This window comes from Phytopseudomonas straminea, assembly GCF_900112645.1.
Taxonomy (GTDB): Bacteria; Pseudomonadota; Gammaproteobacteria; order Pseudomonadales; family Pseudomonadaceae; genus Aquipseudomonas; species Aquipseudomonas straminea.
Genome location: NZ_FOMO01000002.1, coordinates 612,196 through 633,217 on the forward strand (window position 1 = coordinate 612,196; position 21,022 = coordinate 633,217).

12 protein-coding genes and 1 pseudogene are annotated in these 21,022 nt (G+C 63.4%); 3 read left to right on the plus strand and 10 right to left on the minus strand.

Features of this window, described 5'->3' with window-relative positions; all coding sequences use genetic code 11:
• Nucleotides 1–2: 2 nt before the first annotated feature.
• From BM279_RS07085 to BM279_RS07115, 7 genes and pseudogenes are all read right to left on the minus strand, one after another.
• On the minus strand, nt 3–839 hold the full coding sequence (locus BM279_RS07085; protein ID WP_093502251.1) for an alpha/beta fold hydrolase: 837 nt from the start codon (nt 837–839) through the stop codon (nt 3–5).
• 14 nt (nt 840–853) lie between these two features.
• Nucleotides 854–1,456, minus strand: coding sequence for an amino acid synthesis family protein (locus BM279_RS07090; protein WP_075931145.1), 603 nt, complete (start codon nt 1,454–1,456; stop codon nt 854–856).
• 15 nt (nt 1,457–1,471) lie between these two features.
• Nucleotides 1,472–1,921 (minus strand): VOC family protein, encoded by a 450-nt coding sequence (locus tag BM279_RS07095; RefSeq protein WP_027906094.1) that lies wholly within the window; start codon nt 1,919–1,921, stop codon nt 1,472–1,474.
• A gap of 10 nt (nt 1,922–1,931) precedes the next feature.
• Nucleotides 1,932–2,969: a WD40/YVTN/BNR-like repeat-containing protein gene (locus tag BM279_RS07100; RefSeq protein WP_093502253.1), complete on the minus strand. Its 1,038-nt coding sequence runs from the start codon at nt 2,967–2,969 to the stop codon at nt 1,932–1,934.
• Nucleotides 2,970–2,979: 10 nt separating this feature from the next.
• Entirely contained in the window at nt 2,980–3,774 is a 795-nt protein-coding gene (locus BM279_RS07105) for an SDR family NAD(P)-dependent oxidoreductase (protein ID WP_027910200.1), read from the minus strand.
• A gap of 25 nt (nt 3,775–3,799) precedes the next feature.
• A complete protein-coding gene (locus BM279_RS07110) occupies nt 3,800–5,290 on the minus strand; it encodes an aldehyde dehydrogenase family protein (RefSeq protein WP_093502255.1) in 1,491 nt (496 codons plus the stop codon).
• 3 nt (nt 5,291–5,293) lie between these two features.
• A pseudogene (locus tag BM279_RS07115) lies at nt 5,294–6,844 on the minus strand (acetolactate synthase large subunit).
• Nucleotides 6,845–7,095: 251 nt separating this feature from the next.
• On the opposite strand from BM279_RS07115, the gene BM279_RS07120 reads away from it, so the two are divergent.
• Nucleotides 7,096–7,860 carry an IclR family transcriptional regulator gene (locus BM279_RS07120; RefSeq protein WP_093502257.1) on the plus strand — a complete coding sequence of 255 codons (765 nt, stop codon included), beginning with the start codon at nt 7,096–7,098 and terminating at the stop codon, nt 7,858–7,860.
• 94 nt (nt 7,861–7,954) lie between these two features.
• Here BM279_RS07120 and BM279_RS07125 read toward each other — a convergent pair whose 3' ends face one another.
• The gene (locus tag BM279_RS07125; protein WP_093502259.1) at nt 7,955–9,286 is read right to left on the minus strand and encodes an alginate export family protein; all 1,332 of its coding nucleotides are present in this window, start codon (nt 9,284–9,286) and stop codon (nt 7,955–7,957) included.
• Between the two features lie 176 nt (nt 9,287–9,462).
• Nucleotides 9,463–10,914, minus strand: coding sequence for an APC family permease (locus BM279_RS07130; protein ID WP_093502261.1), 1,452 nt, complete (start codon nt 10,912–10,914; stop codon nt 9,463–9,465).
• 534 nt (nt 10,915–11,448) lie between these two features.
• Between BM279_RS07130 and BM279_RS07140 the strand changes: the two genes are divergently transcribed.
• Complete coding sequence (locus BM279_RS07140; RefSeq protein ID WP_093502265.1) at nt 11,449–12,507, plus strand: extracellular solute-binding protein; 1,059 nt, start codon at nt 11,449–11,451, stop codon at nt 12,505–12,507.
• A 179-nt stretch (nt 12,508–12,686) separates the two neighbouring features.
• Nucleotides 12,687–14,825, plus strand: coding sequence for a methyl-accepting chemotaxis protein (locus tag BM279_RS07145; RefSeq protein ID WP_093502267.1), 2,139 nt, complete (start codon nt 12,687–12,689; stop codon nt 14,823–14,825).
• A gap of 82 nt (nt 14,826–14,907) precedes the next feature.
• Here BM279_RS07145 and BM279_RS07150 read toward each other — a convergent pair whose 3' ends face one another.
• Nucleotides 14,908–21,018: a hemagglutinin repeat-containing protein gene (locus BM279_RS07150; protein WP_093502269.1), complete on the minus strand. Its 6,111-nt coding sequence runs from the start codon at nt 21,016–21,018 to the stop codon at nt 14,908–14,910.
• Nucleotides 21,019–21,022: the final 4 nt, after the last annotated feature.

Here is a 21,022-nt window from a genome sequence, read left to right on the forward strand (position 1 = left end):
GGCTAGCTTCGTTGTGCCCGCAGGAAGTCGCCGACGACCTCGTTGAACACGGCACTCTGGTCGTCGTGCACGTAGTGACTGGCGTCGGCGATCACGGTTGTCTGGATGTTGCTATTGGCGCTTTCCAGCGCGCTCAGGGTTTGCAGCGGCAGGAAATCCGAGCGCCCACCACGGATGAACAGCGTCGGGCAGTCCAGTGCATGCACCGCCGGCCAAAGGTCGGTCGGGGTGATGCTCAGGCGCGCCTCGGCGATGCCCTGTTGATCATGGCGCCAGGTGATGCCCTGCTCGGTTTCCTTCATCGAATGAGCCAGCCGCGATGCCAGCCCTTCGCTGGACAGACCAGGACGCGAGCGCTGCCAGAAGGCCCGTGCCTGCTCCCAGTCGGTGAAATACAGCGGGGTTTCGCGCATCTCGCGGCGGATCCGCTCTGCGCCGTCACCCACGCTCGACGAGCCCGGGCCGATGTCTTCGATCACCAGGGCCGACAGCCGGCCCGGATGCTGGCGGGCGTATTCCAGGGCATTGGCGCCGCCCAGGGAATGGCCCACCAGCATGAAGCGATCCAGGTGCAGGTACTCGACCAGATCTTCGAGGTCGCGCACGTAGTGCTCGGTGCAATAGGTGTGGCTGTCGGCCCAGTCACTCAGTCCGCGCCCGCGCTGGTCGAGTGCGTAGCAGCAGAACGCGTCGCCCAGGCACTCGGCCAGCGACTGCCAGGTCTGCGCATAGGCGCGCAGGCCGTGGAGCAGGATCACCGGTGTGGCGTCCAGGTTGCCCCACTGCAGAAAGTGCAGCGGCAGCTTCGAGCGGTTGTGGAAGAAGTGACTGTTGGACATGGTGAATCTCCCGATCAGGTCAGCCCGTTGTCGCCCTTGATGGCGTCGGCGGTCAGACCGCCCAGGCGTGCATGCAGGCGGCCGCGGGTGGCGAAGGCCCAGATAATGATCACTTCATCCGGCGCCGGGCCGTCACCAAAGGAGGCAGACACGGTGTCGTAGTGCGAACGCACGTAGAGGGCGTCCTTGTGGGCCAGCGGAATATCGATGGTCACGCCCGGCGCGCCGCGCTTGCCGGTAGAAGGCACCCAGGATTTGCCGCCACCCAGAGCAACGCGAATCGGATCGGCGGCCGGGTTGGTCAAAAAGGCGTTGCCGTGCTCGTACTCGCTGGCACTGCCGACCAGGCAGGCCTTGCCGTAGCTGATCACGCTGCGACCGGCGGCCAGCTCGTTGATACGACGGCCGAACTCCTTGCCGAGCAGCGGCGAATCGTTGATCAGCTCATCGAGGTTCTCGCTGAAGCGCCCGGCATAGGGATTGTGGATGGCGGCAGCGATCACGTACTTGAATACCGGCTCGCCGTCGGCCAGCTGGCCGGTCTCGTTGGCGTGGGTTTCCTCGGTGAAGCTGTACCACTTGCGGATGTGGTAGCTGGCGAAGTTCTTGGCTTTCATGAAGGTGTTCCTTGCTCAGAGGGGGTCGACGGTGAAGTTGCGGCTCGGCGCGCCGGCCGCCTTGAAACGCGCCTTGGCCAGCGCGTCGTCGTGTTCGGTTTCGAAGAAGAATTCCAGGCGGTTGCCGTCCGGATCATGGAAGTACAGGCCGTTGCCGATCTCGTGATCGGTGATCTTGACGATCTCCACACCCTTGCTCAGCAACATGCCGTACAGCTCGCGCAGCGTGGTCATGTCGCCGGCCACTTCCAGGCCGTAGTGCTGCAGGCCCAGCCCGCCCTGGTGGGCGCCGGGCTCGGCCTTGATCAGCGCGATGTCGTGGTGCTTGCTGCCGAAGGCCATCATCACCCAGGCTTCGCCCCGGGCACTTTCGTGCATGCCCAGCACATCGGCGTACCACAGCGCCGAGGCGTCCGGGTCGGTGACGAACAGCGAGATATGGGTGCGGAGAATGTCGATTTTCATCGCGGGGCCCTCACTTCTTGATGACGGACGTGTGCCCGGCCTTGATCTGCGCGACCGCAGGCGTCCACAGCACGTCGGCGATTTCGCTGAATTCGCGCCACTGTTTCTGCCAGCCGTTACCGCCGTTCGCCGAGGTGAACAGGTGGCCGTACTTGGTACCGGCGACGATCTGCTGCGGGTTGGCCGGGTTGAAAGCGATGGCCCAGACGCAGGAGTTGGGTTGCTGCGACAGCGGCAGCACTTCCCAGGTCGCCGCGGCGTCGCGCGATACCAGCACCTTGCTGGTGGTGCCCGGGGTGCCGTCGGAGATGCTCAGGTACAGGGTGTCTTCGCTGCCCACCGGCGCATTGAGCACGCGCACGTAATACAGGCCGAAGGCTTCGGCGCCGATGATCCCGGTCCAGGTCGCGCCTTCGTCGAAGCTGCGGTACACGGCGTTGACGCACACCACCACGATGACCTTCTTGCCGTGGTTGGGCAGCACCACGATGTTGTGCACATCGGAGTTGTAGTCCCACAGCAGGCGGTCATCGACGCGGGTGAAGGTGTCGCCGCCATCGCGGCTGTGGAACAGGCCGCCCTCTTCCAGGCCGAACCACACCTGGTTACGGTCGGTCGGGTCATAGGCGAAAGCCAGCAGGCGCGGCTTGCTGACGCCCTCGCAGAACTCGGGAATCTCCACCGGCACGCGGTACCAGCTGGCGCCACCGTCCAGAGTGCGCCACAGCACGGCGCGCGACGGCGCGCCGGTGCCGACGAAGATGCGCTTGGCATCCTTGGGATCGACCGCCACTTTCCACACCGTTTCACCATTGAACGGCGAGTCGACGCGGGTCCACTTGCCGCCGGTGTCATGGCTTACGCACAGGCCGACATCGGTGCCGGCGTAGATCACTTCCGGCGCTTGCGGGCTGACGCTCAGCGAGCGGGTGATGGCGTCGAACTCGATATCCTGGCCGAGGCCCAGACGATGCCAGGTCTTGCCGTCGTCGGCGCTGCGGATCACCGCCTGGCCGACGGTGGCCACCAACAGGGTTCCGTTGCTCATGATTGCCTCCTCAGATGAAGATGCCGCGGGTCAGGCCGCCATCGATACCGATGGACTCGCCGGTAACGGCGGCCGCTTTTGGGGATGCCAGGAAGCCGATCAGCCAGCCCATTTCGATCGGCTGCAGGGTGCGGCGGATCGGCGTGGCGTCGATGTAGGCCTGCTCGACCTGCTCAGGGGTTTTGCCCTGCTTGACGCCTTCACGCTCGTACAGCTCGTGGATGTGCGGGGTGTCGACCACGCCAGGGTGAATCAGGTTGACGGTGATACCCGACGGGCCGAGCTGGTCGGACAGGGTCTTGGTCATGTGGGTGATGGCCAGGTTGCGCATGCCCGACAGCACCTTGCTGCCACGACCGGTGAGGCCACCAATATTGATGATGCGGCCGAAACCAGCGGCCTTCATGTGCGGAGTCACCGCCTTGGCACAGCGGAAGTAGCCGATCACCTTGGTGTTGAGGTCCGACAGCAGCTCGTCGTCGCCGGCGTGCTCGATGTCGTTGCGCACCACGCCTGACGGCGCAGCGGCGCCATTGACCAGGATGTCGATGCGGCCGAAGTGATCCTTGGCCTGTTGCACCATGGTCGACACGGCCTGCATGTCGTTGGTGTCGCAGAACAGCGGCAGCACTTCGTTGCCGGTTTGCGCGGTGATTTCCTCGGCCGCGGCGCGCAGGTATTCCATGCGGCGTGCGCAGATCACTACCTTGCAGCCTTCCTCGGAGAGAAAGCGCGCGACTTCTTTGCCGATGCCCATGCCGCCGCCGGTGACGATGGCGACGCGGTCTTTGAGTTGCAGATCCATGATGATTCCTCTTGTTGTCGTGCGGTCAGGCGAGATCGACGTAGACGCTTTTGGTCTCGGTGTAGGCGTCGATCACGTTCTTGCTCATTTCCCGGCCCCAGCCGGATTGCTTGTAGCCACCGAAGGGCGAGGCCGGATCGACCACGTTCCAACAGTTGATCCATACCGAACCGGCCTTGAGCTGCGCGGCCAGGCGATGTGCCGAGCGCAGATCGCGGGTCCACAGGCCAGCGGCCAGGCCGTAGGGCGAGTCGTTGGCACGCTGGGCCAGTTCGTCGACGTCCGACCAGCTCATCACCGTGAGCACCGGGCCGAAGATCTCCTCGCGGGCCACGCAGGCCTGCTCGGCGCGGTCGAAGAACACCGTCGGCTCGATGAAGTGGCCCTGTTCCAGGTGCGCCGGGCGCTTGCCGCCGCAGATCAGCTCGGCACCGTCCTGCACGCCGCGCTGCAGGTAACCGCTCACGGTGTTCAACTGACGCTCGGAAACCAGCGGTCCGAGGGTGCTGCGACTGTCCAGGCCGGAGCCGATGACGTGGGCGGCGGCGTGTTTTTTCAGCTCCTCGAGCACCTGGTCGAGCACCAATTCATGCACGTACAGGCGCGAGGCGGCGGTGCACACCTGGCCCTGGTTGTAGAAAATGCCGTCGGCGGCGCCCTTGGCGGCGCGCACGATGTCGGCGTCCGGCAGGATGATGTTCGGCGACTTGCCGCCCAGCTCCAGGGATACCTTCTTCATGTTGCTGGTAGCAGCCTGAGCGATCAGGCGGCCAACGTGGGTCGAGCCGGTGAAGGCGATCTTGTCGACATCGGCGTGCTGGGACAGCGGCGCGCCGGTTCGGGCGCCGAAGCCGGTGAGCAGGTTGACCACGCCGCCAGGGAAACCCGCCTCCTCGATCAGTTGCACCAGGCGCACGGCGATCAGCGGGGTTTGCTCGGCGGGCTTGAGTACCGCGGTGCAGCCGGTGGCCAGGGCCGGGCCGAGCTTCCACACGCACATGTTCAGCGGGAAGTTCCACGGCACGATCAGTGCACACACGCCCACCGGCTCGCGCAGGGTGTAGTTGAGCATCGGCGCGCCGCTGGCCGGCGATACCGGCAGCGTGCTGCCTTCGATCTTGGTCGGCCAGCCGGCGAAGTAGCGGACGATGTTGGCGGCGCTGGTGGCCTCACCGCGGGCGGCGGCAATGGTCTTGCCGTTCTCCAGGGTGATCAGTTGCGCCAGCTCTTCGCGGTGCGCGTCGATCAACTCGGCCAGGCGAAATAGCAGGTAGCCGCGGCGCGCCGGGGTTTCCCAGCGCCACGGGCCTTCGAAGGCGGCACGGGCAGCGGCGACGGCGGCGTCGACATCGGCCTCCTCGCCCTCGGCGACTTCACATAGATGAGTGGCAGTGGCTGGGTTCTCGACGGCGAAACGCTTGCCACTGGCTGCCTCCACCCACTGACCACCGATCAGCAGGCGCTTGGGTGTGGCAAGGAATTCACGGACAGCAGGTAGCAGTTGAATCTCGCTCATGGCTCACAGCTCCATTTCGATCAGGCAGGGCGCCGCGCTGGCGATGGCATTCGCCAGGGCCTGACGCAATTCAAGGTTGGTGCGCACGGTGCTGGCCGGTACGCCGTAGCCCTTGGCCAGGGCCTTCCAGTCCACCCGCGGGCGGTCCAGTTCGGTCAGGGCCAATGCTTGCGGGCCGAAGTCGGTCACGCCGTAACGGCGCAGCTCGTTCTGCAGGATCGCGTAGCGGTGGTTGGCGGCGATCAGAATGATCACCGGCAGCTGCTCACGGGCGATGCTCCACAGGGTCTGGATGGTGTACTGGGCGCTGCCGTCCGACTGCAGGCAGAACACGGTATTGCCACGCTCGGCTAGGGCCGCACCGAAACCGGCCGGGATGCCCTGGCCGATGGCGCCGCCGGTGTTGGTCAGCACGCGGTGGCGGGCCGCGCCGGCCGAGGCGGTGAAAAACGGGTAACCGCAGGTGCCGCCCTCGATGGATACGATGCAGTCGTGAGTCAGGGCAGCGGACAGCACCTTGCCGATCGACTGCGGCGACAGTGCGTCTTCGGCCGGCGGCATCTCGATGCCTTGAGGCACAGGCACATGGGCCGGTGCCTACAGGGCGTCGGCCACCGCGGTGATCGCGCCGACCACGTCGTCGCCGACCTCGGCCAGGGACAGCAGGCGATCACGCTCGGCCAGCCGCGAGGCGATGCCTTCGTAGCCGAAGTAGCTGATCGGTTCCGGCACACCGGCGCATACCACCAGGTCGTACTGGTCGAGAATCTCGATGGCCACTTCCGGGAAGTACGGCAGGCGGTCGAGATCCGGCAGGCCACCACCACGGTGGCTGACGCGCGGGAAGGTCTCGGCGAACAGCCGCACACCCGGCAGGTGAGCCAGGCGGCCAGCGGCCTCCAGCCCTTCAGCCGTGAGGCCGCTGTCGCCGACGATGAACACCAGGCGCTTGCCGCCCTTGAGGGCCGCTACCACCTGCTCGACCTTGTCGCCGGCCAGACGACGAACCGGCGCCAGCAGCGGCGCGAAGTGCGCGGCGCCAGCCGACACCTCGTTGGCCTGCAGGTCCATCGGCAGAATCAGGCTGGCGATCTGCCCGCGTGGCTGCCAGGCGGCCTGCACGGCGCTCTGGAAATCTTCGCCGACCCGCTCGGCGCTGCGCGAGGTGCGCACCCAGCCGGATACCGCGCCGGCCAGGGCTTCGATGTCGCTGGCCAGGGGCGGGTCGTAGTTGACGTGCCAGGAGGCGTGATCACCAATCACGTTGACGATCGGCGTGTTGGCGCGGCGGGCGTTGTGCAGGTTGGCGATGCCGTTGGCGAAGCCCGGGCCGAGGTGGGTCAGGGTCATGGCTGGCTTGCCGGCAATGCGTCCGTAACCGTCAGCGGCGCCGGTGCACACACCCTCGAACAGCGACAGCACAGGCTTGAGCGTCAGCGCAGGATGTTTCGCGATCGCGGCCACCAGGGGAATCTCGGTGGTTCCCGGGTTGGCGAAACAGTATTCGACGCCGCTGGCGGCAGCAGCTTCGATCAGTAATTCGGCACCATTCATTCGTCTGCCCTCGCAGGCTTGCGTTGTTTTTTGAGATTTATTCCATCATTCAAAAAAACCGCCAAGTTATTTTTAATGATTTACTCAAAATACGAGACAAATGAGATTTTTAAGGGTAATTTGACAAGCGTTTCTCAGACTGCGAGATTCTCTGCCCTCGCCTGCATCATCTGTGCATGCGGGCAGCGCTCGTCAGGGCCAGTAGTGGGTGCAAACGCAAAGCGGCAGGTAGTGGCCGCACAAGGAGTGAGATGAGCAGCTTGAGCAAGACCCTGGGCGTGCTGGACCTGTTCGGCCCCGAGCAACTGCAGGTGGACCCGGAAACCATCGCCGCGCGCATGGGGCTTTCCCGGGCCACGGTGTACCGCTACGTGAAGGACCTCTGCGAGGCGGGCCTGCTGACCCGCGTGGGCGCCGGCAGCTATGGCCTGGGGCCACGGATCATCGAGCTGGACTGGATGATGCGCCAGTACGATCCGATCCTCAGCGCCGGGCGCGAACTGATGCACGAGCTGGCCGACAAGACCGGCCTGGCGGTGTTCGCCAGCGTTTTCTACGACGGCCACATCATCAACACCTACATCACCGAATCCCACGATGCCTCGCACTTCGCCTTCGGCCGTGGCCATCCGCTGCCGCTGTTTCGCGGTGCGCAGTCCAAGGTGCTGGTGGCCTCGCAAAAGGGCAAACGCCTGCAAAAACTGCACGAAGAAATCGCCCACGACCCCAGCAACCCCTACAGCACCTGCAGCTGGTCGGAGTTCGCGCGCATGGCCAAGAAGATTCGCAAGGATGGCTACAGCATCACCCACGACGAACTGAACACCGGACACACCGGTATCGCCGCCCCCATCGTCAGCGTCGATGAGAAGGAAGTGATGGGCAGTATTTCCGCGGTGGGCACCACGGCCAATTTCCGGCTGCTGCGTCAGGAGACGGTGCTCGACATGCTGATCGACACCACCAGGCGCATCGCTCAGAACATCCACGCGCAGCGCTCGATACCGACTGCCTGAGAGGGATAAGGGAAAAGGAAAACCGACTGCCCGCAAGCGGGCAGTCGTGCGACCAAGTGCGTGGAGCAGGTCGCCAAGAGGGTTAGCTGAAACGTCAGAACGGCACAACGACCATCAGCTGGCTGTAGACGTTAGTACCATTGCCGCCGACCTGGTTGCCGACCCCATCCTCGGCACTCTTGCTGGGTTTGTAGAGCCCCACCAGCGGCGTGATGATCAGGTGGTCGCTGACCGCCCATTCGGCATACAGATCGAGCTCACGGGCATCACGGTTGATGGTGTCGCGGTCGTGCAACGTGGTGTAGTCGAAGAACAGCGCGCCCAGGGTCAGCCCCTCCACCGGCGTTGCCTTGAGGCCCACGTGATGGATGCCGGTATTGGTGTTCAACGGCCCCGCATAATTGCCTGCCACCTCACCCTGGAACCAGGTGCCATAACCGGTGCTCAGCCCTGTGAACAGCGAATCCCAATCCCCCGAAAAGCGTGTGTAGCGGTAGGTCAGGCTCGGCGCCCAGGGCGCATTGGCGAAGGTGTAACCGGCCTCGGTGTACCAGGCCTTCTCTACGCCGGTATCGACATCCTGCCAGGCATATTCGAAGGCGAAGTTGGCATTCTCGATGCCGGCACTGCCCTCGCCGCGAATGCTGTAGAGGTTCATGTTCTCGCGCTGCGCCTGGATAGGGCTGGCCCAGCGTTTATTCACATCCAGACCATGAACCCAGGTGAGGCCCAGGGTACCGGTGTCGTTGGTGTAATCCAGGGTCCCGGCGGCCAGTTCGACTTCGGCCTGGGCACGGTTGTCGGATTTGAGCCATACCGCCGAGCCGTGCACGCCCTCCTCGCCGCCCAGACGCAACACCGCCGTGCGGTCGAAGGCATGGCGAGCGGCGATGTAGTAGGCGCCACCGCGATTCAGCGCGCCATCAGCCGGCCCCTTGCCCAGGTTGGTGCCATCGTCGTTGATCAGGAAACCACGCCCCAATTTGACTACCTGCCGGCCGGCGGAAAAGTCCACGCCATCCTTGCCGAGCGCCGGGAACAGATCCCCCGAGCGCCAGCCCAGATAGGCTTCTTCGATCTTGGTGGTGCGCTCGGTGCCGTCGGTCAGGCCAGCCGGGTCGCCATCGCCCCAGGTCGCCGAGCTCACCAGGTTGAAGGCACCGTAGGCGGTGCCAGCGGTGCCGAGGCCCTGATCACCGCTCACACCGTACTTGATGAAGCCCTCACGCCAAGTCGAACCGCCGGTGGTGCCGTCGTAGTTCTTACGGCTGTTGAGCATGCCGAATACAGCGAGCACATCGGCGTTGAGATGGCTGTCATCGTCGCTGTACAGCTCATAAGCGCCTGCTGGTGTAGTCAGACCGATGGCCAGGCTCAGGGCCAGGCTGCCACTGGAAAGGCGTGTTGCCGCTTTGCGATATTCCATGGTGATGCTCCTTTCACGTCCATTTATCGTTGTTGCCGCCACCGGCGAATCGCAATACAGCGATTGGGCTACCTTCGCCCGCCGGCGACTGTTGCGGATAGATTGGGTTGCTCGCTCATGACCCCGTCGGCAGCACTGCTGTAAGGCGGGGTTGGCGCAGAGAGAAGGAAAATGGCTTACAGCTTGTGGCTACCCAGCTTGGCGAAGCATTCCGGCGACTTGCGACGCAGGCGCATGGCCAACAGCACACCACCGATCAGGGCCGCGGGGATGACCGCGCAAAGCGCATAGGAGATCGCCTTGCTGGAGCCGGTCAGCACGTCGAAATGGATGACTGCGATGACCAGAACAATGCCCAAGGCCGCACAGGAGAACCCTGGCAGGATCAGGCGGCGCAGCAGCCCCAGCTTCAGTTGCGGGTTGCGCTTGAAGTACATCAGCACCGCGGCCGAGGTCAGCGCCATGAGCAGCAGCAGGCACAGCGTGGCCAGGCTGGAGAACCAGGCGAACAGCTGCAGGATCGGATCGGCCTCCATCACCGCGAAGATCAGCACCACCACGGCAGCGATCAGGCTCTGCAGGGCCGACCCCATGTGCGGGCTCTGGTGAATGCGGTGCGTCAGGCCCAGCGACTTGGGCAGCAGGCCGTCACGGCCGATGGCGTAGAAATAGCGCGCCGCCGAATTGTGAAACGCCAGCAGGCCGGCATAGATGCTCACCACGAACAGCACGCGGATCACCTGGGTCAGATGGGCACCGACGTAATGATCGGACAGTCCATAGATGAAGGTGGTCGGGTCAGTCAGCGCCTGCAGGGTCGGCACGATCTTGTCGGTGCCCACGCCAATGACCATGGACCAGATCGAGATGGCGTAGAAGCAACCAATCAGCAGCACCGACACATAGGTGGCGATGGGGATGGCGCGTTGCGGGTTCTTCGCCTCCTCACCATAAATGGTGGTTGCCTCAAAGCCGATGAACGCTGCGAAGCAGAACAGCAGACCGATCGACGGATTGCCGCTGAACACATGTTCGGCCTTGAAGGAGTCGAAATTCACCCCGCTGTCGCCACCGCTGCGCAGGATGGCGATGTCCAGCACCAGGATGGCCAGATACTCGGCAACCACGATCAGCGACAACACCCGCGCGGACAGATCGATATTGCGGTAGCCGAGAATGGCCACGCTGACCATGGCCATCAGCGAGTACGACCACCAGGGCAGGTCAATGGCGAACACGCTGGACATGGTGCCAGCCATCACACCGCCGAACATGCCATAAAGACCAACCTGCAGGATGTTGTAGGCGAACATTGCCAGCATCCCCGCCGCCCCGCCCGCCAGCCCACCCAAGCCGCGCGAGGAGAAGGCATAGAAGCCGCCGGCATTGGTGACGTGCCGCGCCATGGTGGTGTAACCCACCGCGAACGCGAGCAGCACCAGCAGGGCGATCACCAGCAGCGCCGGCGTACCGGCACCGCTACCCAGCATGATGCCGATCGGGAAGCCGCCGGCCAGTACGCTCAGGGGGCTGGCCGCCGACACCACGAAAAAGATGATGAAACCAACGCTCAGGGCACCGCGCCGCAGCTCGTTCGAGCCTGCAGGCACACTCGTGGATACGCTCATTCTCTTGACCTTATTTTATGAGGCAGTTTGCAAGGGTCGGAAGAAGGCGACGCGCCCTCCTGGCCGACCGGAACGCAATTGTTATTGGCTGTCGAAAATGATCCTAGGCCCTTCCCCCAAGTGGCGTTATCCCATATTGGCAGCCAAAAAAACCCTGTTTCCAAGATGGTTCACACCTGTGCGCGGGTATCTGTCCCCCTTGCCAATTCGGGATAACGTCGGCCGCTGGCCGCCCCTATCATCGCGACAAGACCGGATCGGCAGCAGCCTCATCTCGCCCTGCCCGTCACGACAAGAACAATAAGAATGCAGCTAAGGGCTTCACCATGATCCGAGGCAGCAGATCAGCACCTTCGATGCCAATGAACGCGATCTGCACCGGATCGAGCCCCGCACCGATAACCTCGTTCTCGACCCCGGCAACGATTGCGGTATGTCTCGTTCCGGCATGCCCAATGCCCTCGTCAGCCTTTGCAGCTCCCTGCCCCAAACACCCCGCCTCATCCGAGTGCCCTTGAGCCAAGGAGCGACGCCATGAAAGCCCTGGTCTGCCTGATAACCCTACTCGCCTGCAACAGCGTGCACGCCCAACAAGTACTGCGTTTCCTGAGCTGGCAGGACTACTTCGACCCTGCAGTGATCGAGGACTTTCAACGCAGCACCGGCGTACGCGTGGAGTATCAGGGGTTCACCACCAGCGAGGAGCTGATGCAGGCGATGCAGTCAGGCACGGCCTATGACGTCATCGTGCCGTCGCATTTCATGCTCAAGGAGCTGGTCGCTGGCGGCAAGCTGGCGCCGCTGGATACCAGTCGCCTGGTCCACTACAAACAGCTCGATCCCTGGCTGCTGTCGATGCTGGCCGGCCAGCCAGCGGCCAAGGAACATGCGGTGCCTTACCTGTGGGGTTCGGTTGGCATGGTGGTGAACGCCACTCTGGCCCAGGCCGCCTACGGGACGCCATTGCCGACGAGCTGGAGCCTGCTGTTCGAACCCCCCCAGGTGTCGCGCCTGTTCAGCTGTGGCGTTGGCTTGATCGATGCCCCTCAGGAAGTGGCCTCGCTGATGCTCAACTACAAGGGTCGTAATCCGACGGTCAGCAGCCCGCGCCAAATCGCCAAGGCACTGCAACCCCTGGAACCCCTGATGCCCAAGTTCGCCGAACTGAACAACTGGGCGTACATCGATGCCTTGGCGCAAGGCAAGCTGTGCCTGGCCATGAGCTGGAGCGGCCATGCCCTGCGGGCGATCGAAAGAAATTCGGCGCTGAGCTATGTGATTCCCGATGAGGGCGCCGCGATGTACATCGATACCCTGGCCATCCCTGCCAATGCGCCCAACCCGGAGCTGGCCTACCGCTTCATCGACTTTCTGATCACCCCGCAAAACGCCATTCGCAATGCCCAGGCCACGCATTTCTACCCGCCGCTGCCAAGTGACTCACCCGCCATGCTGCAGTTCGCAGCCGATTATCCACTGCAGGTGATGAACGCTAAGCAACGGCGCGCCAGCTACCTGCTGGAGTCCTTGAGCGCCGCCCAGAAATCAGCACTGGACAGCACCTGGCAGAAACTTCGGGCAAGCAGCCCTTAGAAGCATGGCGGTCACCGCCGAGTCGACTAGTGTCTATATGACAGCTAGCGAAGCGCTCAACGGTGCAGCATTTTCAAGGGTACCCGCTCATGAAAAGAACCGCCGCGCCGATACCCCTAAAGACCCCACTCGTGTCTGCTCAGCAGCGCTGAGCAACCGCGTACTTCAGAGATAGCGCCATGTTCAACTCGATGTCGATTCGGCTGAAAATCGTTTTGCTCTCCGGGCTTTGCCTGCTTGGTGTGATCGCCCTGATCGTGGGGATGAACCTTTATCAAAGCAGCCAGAACAACCAACTGACCAGCACCTCCAGCCGCCAGATGTTGACTGACAGCGTCGAAAATCTGCTCGAAGCCCGGGCCGCCGAACAATCGGTCAGGCTGCAGCGCACCTTCAGCGAAACCCTGGTGGTTGCCACCAGTCTGGCCGATGAAGTACATGACCTGCGCACCCTGGCCACCAAGGTCGGCATGCCGACCAGCGACCTGCGCGAAGCGATCAACCAGAGCATCAAGACCACTTTCGAGCGCAATACCAAGGTATTGGGCGTCTGGCTGGTATTCGAGCCCAATGCCCTGGATGGTCGCGACGGTGAGTTCGTCAACGACAGCGCTCGCGGCTCCAATGAAACCGGCCGTTTCTCCAGTGCATGGACGCGCAGTACGCCGCAGCCGATGAACATCATGATCACCGAAGCCGACATCAACAAAACCGAGCTGAGCATCAGCGGCACACCCTACAACGCCTGGTACACCTGCCCCCGCGAGCGCAGGACCGCCTGCCTGCTGGAACCCTACGCAGACACCCTTGAAGGCAAGCGCCTGCTGATGACGTCGCTGACCATCCCGGTGATGGACGGTGACAAGGTCGTTGCCACGCTGGGCGTCGATCTGGAGCTGGCCTCGCTGCAGGCGGCGGCCAGGGAAGCCCAGCACGGGCTGTTCGACGACGCCGGCCGGGTGCTGATCGTCTCCCCCAGCGGCACCCTGGCCGCCTACAGCACCGACGATAGCCAGATCGGCAAGAGCATCGAAGAAGCCCAGGGCGACGAAGGCAAGAAGATTCTCGCGGCGGTGGGCAACAGCGCGCCGAGCACCCTCGAGCAAGGCGACTTCATATACGCTGTCTACCCGGTCAGCCCCATCGCCAATGCCAAACCCTGGGGCGTGTCCATCGGTCTGCCCGAAAAGGTATTGCTGGCCGACGCGGTGAAACTGCAGGGCCTGCTCGACCAAGCCCAGACCAGCGGCACCATCAAGGCATTGAGCGTGGCGCTGATTGCCGGCCTGGTGGGGCTGATCCTGATCTGGCTGACCGCCTCAGGCGTGACCCGGCCGATCAACGCCGTGGCCCATATGCTCGAAGACATCGCCAGCGGTGAAGGCGACCTGACCCAGCGCCTGCGCTACAACAAGCGCGATGAGCTGGGCGAGCTGGCCAGCTGGTTCAACCGCTTTCTCGACAAGCTGCAGCCGACCATCGCGCAGATCAAGCAGAGCATCACCGAGGCGCGTGCCACCGCCGATCAGTCCTCCCACATCGCCAGCCAGACCAGCGACGGCATGCAGATACAGTTCCGTGAGGTCGATCAGGTCGCCACTGCCTCCAACGAAATGAGCGCCACCGCTCAGGAAGTGGCCAGCAGCGCCTCCAACGCCGCCGAAGCGGCCCGCGGCGCCGATGAATCGGCCCAGCAGAGCCGCACCATCATCGAGCGCAGCAGCCAGGACATCCGTACCCTGGCCGATGAAATCAGCAAGGCGGTGACCGAGGTCGAAGCCCTGGCGGTCAACAGCGAACAGATCGGCTCGGTGCTTGAAGTGATCCGCAGTATCGCCGAGCAGACCAACCTGCTGGCCCTCAACGCCGCCATCGAAGCAGCCCGAGCAGGCGACAGCGGCCGCGGCTTCGCGGTAGTCGCCGACGAAGTACGCAACCTGGCGCGGCGCACCCAGGATTCGGTCGAAGAAATCCGCCAGGTTATCGAGCGCATCCAGGGCGCTACCCGCGGCGTGGTGACCACCATGCACACCAGCCACCAGCATGCGCAGGCCAACGTCGAGCAGATCCAGAACGCCGCCCAGACCCTGGGCCGGATCAGCGATGCTGTGTCTGTGATCAGCGACATGAACCTGCAGATCGCCAGCGCAGCCGAAGAGCAGAGCGCTGTCGCAGAAGAAGTGAACCGCAACGTCGCCGCCATCCGCACCGTGACCGAAACCCTGACCGAGCAAGCCACCGAGTCGGCGAAAGTCAGCAGCCAACTCAACAGCCTGGCCAACCAGCAGATGAAACTGATGGATCAGTTCAAGGTGTAAGCACTCTGGCGGCAACAGACTAAAACTAAAGCGCCTGGACACTAATGCCCAGGCGCTTTTTTATGCCTTAGACCCTCGCTGCTCAGCGCTGCCCCTGCCTGATGCTGGTGCCGCCAGCTGACTGAATATTGACCTTGGTGGCTTCACGGCTGCTGCCCACCTCGAGCTCCAGCCCTGAGGCACCGATCGGCCCATCGTCGTCCTCGCCGGCATCCTCTGCCGGTTTGTTCGCAGCACCTTTGGAGGCCCCCTCGCTAGCTGGCTTGGCCGGCTCCGAGCTGCTGCTACCGCTGACCGAGGTTTCCGCCCGAACGGCGAAGTTCGACGAGGTGCTGACGGCCTCCTGCAGGTTGACCTTGCCCCCGGCACTGATGTCGGTCTGCGCCCCTGACTCGATCTGCGTTCCCACTAGCGTGGTATTACCGCCACTGCTGATGCTCACGCCCTGTCCGCCGCTGATGCTGCCAACCCGCGCGGTAGAACTCGATGCCGTGCCGTAGCCGACACCGAGCCCCAGCTCACCTTCGTTTTCCTTGCCACCGGTATCGGTCTTGCTCGACGACGCGCTGACGCCGACGGAAAGGTCGAGGGACGAGCTGTTGGCGGTGTCACGCGCCTCGTTGAACGTCACGTTGCCGCCGGAGTCGATGCTGGTCTTGCCACCAGCCGATAGTTCAGTGCCGGTGAACGTGGCATCGCCGCGGGTGCGGATGGTCAGGTTGCCTGCGCTCTGGATGCTGCCGGTGCGCGCGGTCGAAGCGCTCTCGGAACTCTTGGCCATGTCATAGCCCGCGTCGAGACTGGCGTCGTTTCCGGCGATGGCGACCTTGGCCTCGACATTGATGTCGTGACTGCTGCCCTTGGCGCTGGAGGTGTCCTTCGCCGCCTGGTAATCGAGCGAACCGGCGTCGATGGTGGTGTCGCCACCCGACTCGAACTGGGTACCGACCAGGGTCGTCTGCTCCTTCGACGTCGAGCTGATGTCGCCACCGGCCTTGAAGCGGCTGGTGACCGCCGTACTCTGCTGCTCGCTCTCGCTGGAAATGGAGCCCTGGTACGACGCCTTGACCCCAACCCCGGCGCTGGCATCGGCGCCCCCGCTGGCACTGGCGTTGGCTTCCGCGCCGGCATACACGCCAACGCGGGCGTCATGGCTCTGGGCATCGCTGCTCGACCAGCTGGAATCGGAGACCGCCTCGTCGCGGATCACCCGCGCCGACTGGGTGATGTTGCCCGCCGCCTCCACCTGGGTGCCCTGATCGACGATGGTGTCCTGTGCCTGGCGGGTGAAGTTGCCGCCGGACTTGAAGCTGTTGGTCACCTGGGTGATCGAGCCCTCGCTGTTCTTCTCCGATTCGTAGGCATAGCGCAGGCCGGCACTGGCCTCGGCCGAGGCAATGGCTGACGCATCGCCCTGCCCCTGGGAATTGCCATTGGCACTGGCCTGGGCCGATGCGCCGGTGCCCAGATAGACGCCGGCCGTATGGGTTTCGGCCGAGCTGCTGGAGCGGCTGACATCCTGGGCCGCGACATTCCTGATGTCCTTGGCCTGGATGTTCATGTCGCCACCAGACTCCACATTGGCGCCCTGGAAGGTCGCGGTATCCTTGGCGGTCACGCTCATGTTGCCGCCGGATTTGAGGGTCGAGGACGAGTTGGTCAGGCTGTAGCTGGATTCCTGCGAATGCTCGTGGCGCACCCCCGCCGTCGTGGTCGACCCGGCATCCGCACCGGCTTGCGCCTGGCCGCTGGCCACGCCGCCACCGCTCACACCTGCCGAAGCCGACGCACCCGCCTTGGCTTCGGCATCGTTGTAGATACCAACGGAGGTCGTGGTGGTTTCGCTCTCGCGCCATTCCTCGTTGCGCCCGGTCAGTACCTGAACGTCCTTGGCATCGATCGCCAGGTCACCACCGGCCTCCACGTTCGAGCCCTGCACGGTAACCGTGCCGTCGCTCTTCATGCCCAGATTGCCGCCGACCTTCAGGTTCGAGGCGACGCTGGTGTTCTTGCCCTCCTTGGTAGTGGTGACGCTAGTTTCTGCCAGCTTGAGGTTGGCCGACGCCTTGGCGCTGGCTTCGGCAGAAGCCTCCGACTGCAGGCCGACGGCACTGGCCTGGGCCTTGGCCTCGGCGCCGCTGGAGCTGTCTACCTTGAGGAAGGTGGTGGTCTCGACACGCGTACTGGTGCGCTTCTCGTCCAGGCCATCGAGAATGGCGATGCCCTCCTTGCCTTCGAGGTTGGCGTCACCGCCGATGTTGGCATCCGAGCCCTGCAGAACGATGGCCTTGTCCGACTTGACGTTGGCATTGCCGCCGACATTAAGGGTCGAGCCTTTGTTGGTGCCGGTGAAATCGTTCACCGTGGTTTTCTGGCTACCGTAGAGACCGCCGCCGACACCGACACCCGATGTGCTGGTTTGGGTTTCTACGGTCTCCTTGTCCTGCCGGGCCACGACCTTGAAGCTGCCGCCGGTCTGCGCGTCTAGGTTTCCGCCGATATCGGCATTACTGCCGGCGATAGTGGTATCACCACCACTCTTGACCGTCAGGTTGCCGCCAGTGGACAGATTCGAACCGAGGTTCTTCTCGGTGCTGACCGACGTGCGTGTGCTGGTGCCGCCCAGGAAGCCGCCGCGTTCGGTGTAGCTAGTGGCCGTGTTCTTGTCGACGATGGTGTCGAAGGTCACGTCGCCGCCTGCAGCGATGGAGGCGTCGCCACCTGCCTTGACGTCGGCACCGAGCACGGTCACGTCCTTGGCCGCATCCAGACTCAGGTTGTTGTTCGACTCGATCGTACCGTTCTTGCCGAGAGCCGTCGTATAGGTCGTGCCATCGCCCTGCCCGACCGCCAGGGTTTCATTGCGGATGCTGCCTTCGGTCGAGGTCAGGCTGACGTTGCCACCTTTGATGGTGCCACTGGTGTTGGTGATGTCACCGGTGGTCTTCACGCTCAGCGAATCACGCCCTTCGATGGTACCGCCAGTGTTCTTCAGACCGCCGCCAGCGATATCCAGATTGTCCGCGGCGATCACCGCACCGCTGGCGATGGCGGCAACGGTGGAGGCTGCCAAGTAGACCCGAGGCACGAGCACTTTCTGCCCCTGGACCTCGGTTTCTTCCATCCAGACGATATCCTGGGTCAGGTTCGCCGCCTGTTCGGCAGTCAATGGCTTGCCAAACTGCAGGCCTTGCTTCTGGCCTTCCCCATAGGCCTGATCCATCAGACGCTGCATCTGATCGACCTCATTGGCGTAGCCGTTGATGACGTTACTGCCGGTCTTCTGGATCAGTTGCTGACGAATCAGGTAGGCCTCGTAATTGGCGTCACCCAGGCGCTTTTGTACATCGTCCGGGTTGAAGCCATAGCGCTTGGCCAGGTAGTCCGAACCAACGAAGTTTGAGCCGACCCCATAATTGGGGTTGGTCTCGACTAGGTATTTGGTATTCGGGTTCTTGCTGATGACGAAGTCACCATTGGGGTTGCTCGGTAAATTGATGGTCGATGCGCCACCGGCCGGACCGTTGGCCGAGCCAGTGACCAGCGTGGTCTGGGCCACCCGCGCCTGATCGTCTGGCCACGGTGAGCCATCGTTGACCAGAGTGCCAGTACCAGTGATGCTCAGGTTGGTGGCAAAGATGCCGGCGCCGCTGCGCCCGATAACGCTGGCATCGCGGAAAACGCCGCCCTGTATAGCCATTTCCCTGGCCTCGTCACCCAGTACCGAAGGAAAGCCGCCCCCCGAGAGGTGCCGGGTTTTGGTCCAGCCGGCGCCCGGGCTCCACTCGTCCCAGTTGTAGTTGTCGTCATCCGGGCTGTTGGGCAGGTCATCATCACGGCCCGAACAATTGGCAGGCGCACCGTTATAGCAGTAGACAGTGGAATCCGTGCGCGCCCAGGCGATGAAGTCATCATCACCGCTCGACTCGTCATCGATACGAATCCACCGCAGGGTTTTCTCATAGTGGTAAAGCGCCAACTCCTGGTTGGTAAAAGTGCCGGTACCGGTGATCTCGACATTCGGTGCGGATATCACACCAACCCGGTTCAGGCCGCTGGAACCATAGTCGAGCGTCAGTTTGCTGCCGGCACCGTAGGCAATGATCTGCGCTTTCTGCAGGTTCTGCAGCTCGCTCAGCGTCAGGCCCACCAACTGCTCGTCAAAACTATACTTCTCGTCGTAGAGCCAGGCGTTCATGCCTTTGTCGAACGAACCTTCGTTGGCGATCTTGTCCTCGCTGATCACACCGCCGTAAGCAACCGCGCCGTCGCGCTTGGTCAAGATGCCACCACTCCACAGTGTCTCGTTGACGAATGACTGGGTGGTCTTGATGTAGGCATCACCGAAGCTGACGATGGCGCCGTTATTGACGAGACGGGCACTCCGGATATCGAGCTTGTTGGCTGCGCTCAGCGTACCGCTGGCGTAGTTGCTCAACTGACCACCAGCCTGCAGATTCAGGTGCTCGGCGGCATACAGAGCGCCGTGGTTGTCGATGTTGGTGTTGGCTTTCAGGCTCAACTCATTAAGCGAGGACATGCCCGCAGTGCTGCTGTTGCCGATCGAAGCGGCCTCGACCGCTAAAGAGCCATTGGCATGCAACAGGTTGCTGTTGCTTAGCGTCGTGCCGGCGTTGACCTTGCCGCCTGCCGAGCCACTGACCTTGCCGGCGTTGTCGATCGAGCGAGCCGCCTTCAGCTCGTAGTCGCCTGTACTCTTGATGGTGGTAGCGCTGCCAACGGACAACGCAGCGGCCGAATCCAGTTTCAGCGCGCCCGTGCTCTGTACGTTGGCATCCGTCAGTTTGAGGTCGCCACTGGTGGTGCGCAGCGTCAGGGCTTTGCTCGCTGCCTGGCCATCGGCGCCGCTGTAGAGGTTGCCGGTGTTGGTCACCGTCAGGCTACCAGCCTGCACCGACAGGTCGTTACCCGCCCCCCAGGTAGTTCCCGCCAGGGTGGTTGCCCCTTGAGTCTGAATCCTGGTGTCACGCCCGGCATAGCGCTTCTTGCCGGTGCTGCTGGTATCACTCAGGGTGGCGGCGGTCACGTTGAGGTCACGGTTCGCGGTCAGGGTCGCCTCATCGAGCCTGGTAGCGCCACTGCTGGCGCTCAGCGCCAGGTCACGCTTGGCACTCAACTGGGTATTCGCACCTTCGACGACGATGGCGTCGCCGCTGGTCGAACTGCTCAGAGCCAAATCACGCTCGGCACTGAGGCGGGTGTTGATCTCGATCTTGCCCGAAGCGCTGAGCGTAAAGTCATCCCCAGTCGCCGCCGCTTCGCCGCGCATGCGCACGCCAACGCCGCCCTCGGTCGCGAGAATCTTGATGCGGTTGGCGTACATGCCGCCCAGTGCCGTGGAGTCGATGGCATACAGCGGCGTATCACCGCTGGACGCGCGTGCCGTGGTCTCGCGGTTGGCGTAGCCATAGTCGTTGGCGCCGGCCACCAGCGCGACATCCTGGCCGTTGAGCTGGCCGTCGATCTTCACCGAACGCGCCACCAGATCGAGCACCTTCTGGTTCTTGGCGTCGATGCCGTTGCCTTCCACCAGGATGTCACCCTGGTTGACGGTGAAGCCGGCTACCCGGCCGTCGGCACCGATGGTCGGTACGCCCGTGGTCAGCGTGGCCCGATCACTGTTGATGAAGCCGCACCCCGAACAGGTAATGCCATAGGGGTTGGCGACAATCACGTCGGCCTTGCCGCCCACCACCTCGGTGTAGCCGCGCAAAGAGGAGCGGTTGGGCGCCACCACTTCGTTGAGGATCACCCGGGCTTCGTTGGTCAGGTTGACGTTGGGCACGATCTGCCCGCCCAGCTGCGACTGCAACGCACCGGCGCGGGTGAATGCCGAGTTGTTATTGAGGATCTGCCCGCTGGGGTCGACGTTGTATTGGATGTAGCGGTTGTGGGAGACGCCGGCACCGTTGGCGGTGGCAATATCGATCACCTGCACGCCGTTGGGGGCGTTGAATACCGCGGTATTGCCGCTGGCCACTTCGACTCCCGCCGCCCAGGCCGTGTTGGCGGCCAGCGCAGCGCAGATCGGCGTCAGCCAGAAGAGCCCTGGGCGGCTGCCGACCGCAAGCGCCCCGCGGCCACCTTGCCTGCCACGCGCGCTTACCTGCTCGGAAACGACGACGAAGGCATGGCGGGAAAAGCTCCAGATGATCCGGAATACATGGTTCATGGTG

Coding starts and splice junctions, on each gene's coding strand:
- BM279_RS07085 (WP_093502251.1), bottom strand. CDS start 839: ATGTCCAACAGTCACTTCTTCCACAACCGCTCGAAGCTGCCGCTGCAC.
- BM279_RS07090 (WP_075931145.1), bottom strand. CDS start 1,456: ATGAAAGCCAAGAACTTCGCCAGCTACCACATCCGCAAGTGGTACAGC.
- BM279_RS07095 (WP_027906094.1), bottom strand. CDS start 1,921: ATGAAAATCGACATTCTCCGCACCCATATCTCGCTGTTCGTCACCGAC.
- BM279_RS07100 (WP_093502253.1), bottom strand. CDS start 2,969: ATGAGCAACGGAACCCTGTTGGTGGCCACCGTCGGCCAGGCGGTGATC.
- BM279_RS07105 (WP_027910200.1), bottom strand. CDS start 3,774: ATGGATCTGCAACTCAAAGACCGCGTCGCCATCGTCACCGGCGGCGGC.
- BM279_RS07110 (WP_093502255.1), bottom strand. CDS start 5,290: ATGAGCGAGATTCAACTGCTACCTGCTGTCCGTGAATTCCTTGCCACA.
- BM279_RS07120 (WP_093502257.1), top strand. CDS start 7,096: ATGAGCAGCTTGAGCAAGACCCTGGGCGTGCTGGACCTGTTCGGCCCC.
- BM279_RS07125 (WP_093502259.1), bottom strand. CDS start 9,286: ATGGAATATCGCAAAGCGGCAACACGCCTTTCCAGTGGCAGCCTGGCC.
- BM279_RS07130 (WP_093502261.1), bottom strand. CDS start 10,914: ATGAGCGTATCCACGAGTGTGCCTGCAGGCTCGAACGAGCTGCGGCGC.
- BM279_RS07140 (WP_093502265.1), top strand. CDS start 11,449: ATGAAAGCCCTGGTCTGCCTGATAACCCTACTCGCCTGCAACAGCGTG.
- BM279_RS07145 (WP_093502267.1), top strand. CDS start 12,687: ATGTTCAACTCGATGTCGATTCGGCTGAAAATCGTTTTGCTCTCCGGG.
- BM279_RS07150 (WP_093502269.1), bottom strand. CDS start 21,018: ATGAACCATGTATTCCGGATCATCTGGAGCTTTTCCCGCCATGCCTTC.